The organism is Sphingomonas sp. CCH5-D11 (genome assembly GCF_001557395.1).
GTDB lineage: Bacteria > Pseudomonadota > Alphaproteobacteria > Sphingomonadales > Sphingomonadaceae > Sphingomonas.
In genome coordinates, this window is the sequence record NZ_LSKH01000001.1 from 1 (window position 1) to 2,697 (window position 2,697).

Genomic DNA, 2,697 nt, shown 5'->3' on the forward strand with positions numbered 1-2,697 from the left:
CGCGGTGGAGCGCCATGCTACTTCAAAGTTGCCCAGCGACGACATCGATCAGGTGCTTACCATGGGGTTTCGCGGGGAGGCACTCCCCTCCATTGCGAGCGTCGCGCGGCTCACGCTGGAAAGCCGGGTGCGAGGGGCTGACGGCTGGAGTCGCGCGATCGACAATGGCGTTCTCGCCGCCGAGGGCCCAGCTGCGCTCCCCCCGGGTACACGCGTCATAGTGGAGGGGCTGTTCGAACGTGTTCCGGCGCGCCGCAAGTTCCTGCGATCGGGCCGGAGCGAATATGCCGCATGCCTCGATGTGGTCCGTCGGCTCGCGATGGCGCGCCCCGACATCATCTTCACCGTGGAGCATGATGGGCGGCGGGTGCTCGCCGCATTGCAGGCCGAAGATCGCCCGGCGCGAGTGGCTTCGCTGACGGATCGGGCGCTGAAGGAGAACAGCGTCGCCATCGATATGGCGAGGGAAGGGGTGGTGCTTGGCGGTGTCGCCGGGTTGCCCACCTTCCACCGGGGCGTCGCCGACCATCAGTACCTGTTCGTCAATGGCCGGCCTGTGAAGGACCGTTTGCTTATTGGTGCAATCCGCGGCGCCTATGCCGAGATGATGCCGCGCGATCGGCATGCTGTCGTTGCGCTATTCCTTGATCTGCCCTCTGATCAGGTCGACGTGAACGTTCATCCCGCGAAGACCGAGGTGCGGTTCCGCGATCCTGCTATGATCCGAGGATTGATCGTTTCCGGTCTGCGACGCGCGCTCGATGAAGCAGGACACCGAGTGGTCCAACGCGCGCCCGAGGATGTGCTGGCGGGGTTCGCCGCCGGGTTGAGCGCGGGCGTGGGTCAGCGCTTGATGACCGCAGATCCCTTTGGCGAGGCGGGGCAACCGGTCGGTCAGCAATTTGCCGGCAGCATGGTGCGGGACCAGCGCCCGACCTTCTTCTCCCCTCCGCCGCAGGCACGCGGAGAGCCTGCCGTGGCCCTGCCCCCCGATGTGCAAGCGCATCCCTTAGGCGTGGCGAGGGGGCAAGTCGCGAAAACCTATATCGTCGCCGAGGCAGAGGACGGGCTTGTCATTGTCGACCAGCATGCGGCACACGAACGGCTGGTGCTGGAGCGGATGCGAGCCGCGCTGGCCAACGGGCGGGTGAGCGGGCAGGCATTGCTGATCCCGGAGGTCGTCGAACTCGACGAGACCTGTTGCGACCGCCTGGAAGGCAGGATTGCGGAACTGGCGGAACTGGGACTTGAGCTTGAGCGGTTCGGGCCCCGTGCGATGCTGGTTCGCGCCACCCCGGCCTTGCTCGGCAGCGGCGATCCCTCGGGGTTGGTGCGCGACCTTGCGGACGAACTGGCTGCGTTTGACGAGGCACTGTCGTTGCGCGAGCGCCTGGATGCAGTCGCGGGAACAATGGCGTGTCACGGTTCTGTCCGCGCAGGACGGATCCTGTCGATTGCCGAGATGAACGCGTTGCTTCGCGAGATGGAAGTGACGCCGCATTCAGGGCAATGCAATCATGGTCGGCCAACCTGGGTCAAAATGCCGCTGGAGCAGATCGAGAAGCTTTTCGGCAGGAAGTGAGCGACGCCGCTTCAGCGATGCGATGGTAGTGCGAGTGACGGGCTGGACGTTGTGGGCTCACGCGCGGAGCGATGAACAGCGATCGGAGCAGCCGACGCATGTTCGTCGCTTTCTCGCCGCGTCGGCCTGGTAACGCATTCGCGTGGACGGGAAGCCAAGCAAGCCCCCGCGTTCATCGAAGGGAAACTTTCGACGTCGGCCGGCATTGTATGTTGAACATGTCTCCAGAGTTTCTCTCATGAAGCAGATCGTGCCCCTCGTTCTTGCGCTTATTCCACTCGCCGCGGTGGTGGGTGCGTGTGTGGCGGTGCCCTGACGCCTGGCACTCAGCTGGGACAGGATCTGAAGCGGTCCCATTGCAATATGGTTGTGCGCAACCTATTCTCCGTATCGTACAGACCGGAGATGCACGATGAGCACGCTTTACTCGACGAAGGTAACTGCAACGGGTGGTCGCAGCGGATCCGTCCGCAGTGAAGACGGCATTCTCGATCTCTCGCTCGCCATGCCGAAAGAGTTGGGCGGCAAGGGTGGCGCAACCAATCCGGAGCAGCTATTCGCAGCAGGATATGCTGCCTGTTTCGAAAACGCTGTGATTCACGTGACCCGTGCTCAGGCAGATCGGGTGCGGGATGGTGACATCGAGGTGGTAGGTGAGGTTGGCCTGCTTCCGGGTAGCGGTGGCGGCTTCAACCTGGCCGTGACGCTGGACGTCACCATCGCCGGCGTGGATCAGGCGAAGGCGGAAGAAATCGTCAAGGCCGCGCATGCGGTGTGCCCATATTCGAACGCAGTGAAAGGCAACGTGGACGTCACGTTGAACGTCGCGACCCGATGAGTGACAAGGTGGCGGTTAATGGGAGCGATCCGCTTCGGTTGGATCGCCAGGTATGCTTTCCCCTTTATGCCGCCACCAACCTCATCAATCGGCTCTACACGCCGGTTTTGCGTAATCTGGGGCTCACCTACCCGCAGTACCTCGTGCTCCTGGTTTTGTGGGAGGAAGAACCGCAGACCGTAGGCGCCCTTGGTGCTCGACTATTTCTCGACAGCGGCACGCTCACCCCCTTGCTCAAGCGGATGGAAGGCAACGGGCTCCTCGATAGGCGCCGGGA

At 63.3% G+C, this 2,697-nt stretch carries 3 protein-coding genes; all 3 read left to right on the top strand.

Annotated features, from left to right (window positions below; genetic code table 11):
• The coding region (mutL, locus tag AX702_RS00005) for a DNA mismatch repair endonuclease MutL (protein WP_066774740.1) at window positions 1–1,582 on the top strand (1,582 nt) is incomplete at its 5' end.
• A gap of 412 nt (window positions 1,583–1,994) precedes the next feature.
• A complete protein-coding gene (locus tag AX702_RS00010; protein ID WP_066774741.1) occupies window positions 1,995–2,420 on the top strand; it encodes an organic hydroperoxide resistance protein in 426 nt (141 codons plus the stop codon).
• A partial coding sequence (locus tag AX702_RS00015; protein WP_156455281.1) for a MarR family winged helix-turn-helix transcriptional regulator occupies window positions 2,417–2,697 on the top strand: 281 nt, incomplete at its 3' end. The genes AX702_RS00010 and AX702_RS00015, both read left to right, overlap by 4 nt.

Coding starts and splice junctions, on each gene's coding strand:
- AX702_RS00010 (WP_066774741.1), top strand. CDS start 1,995: ATGAGCACGCTTTACTCGACGAAGGTAACTGCAACGGGTGGTCGCAGC.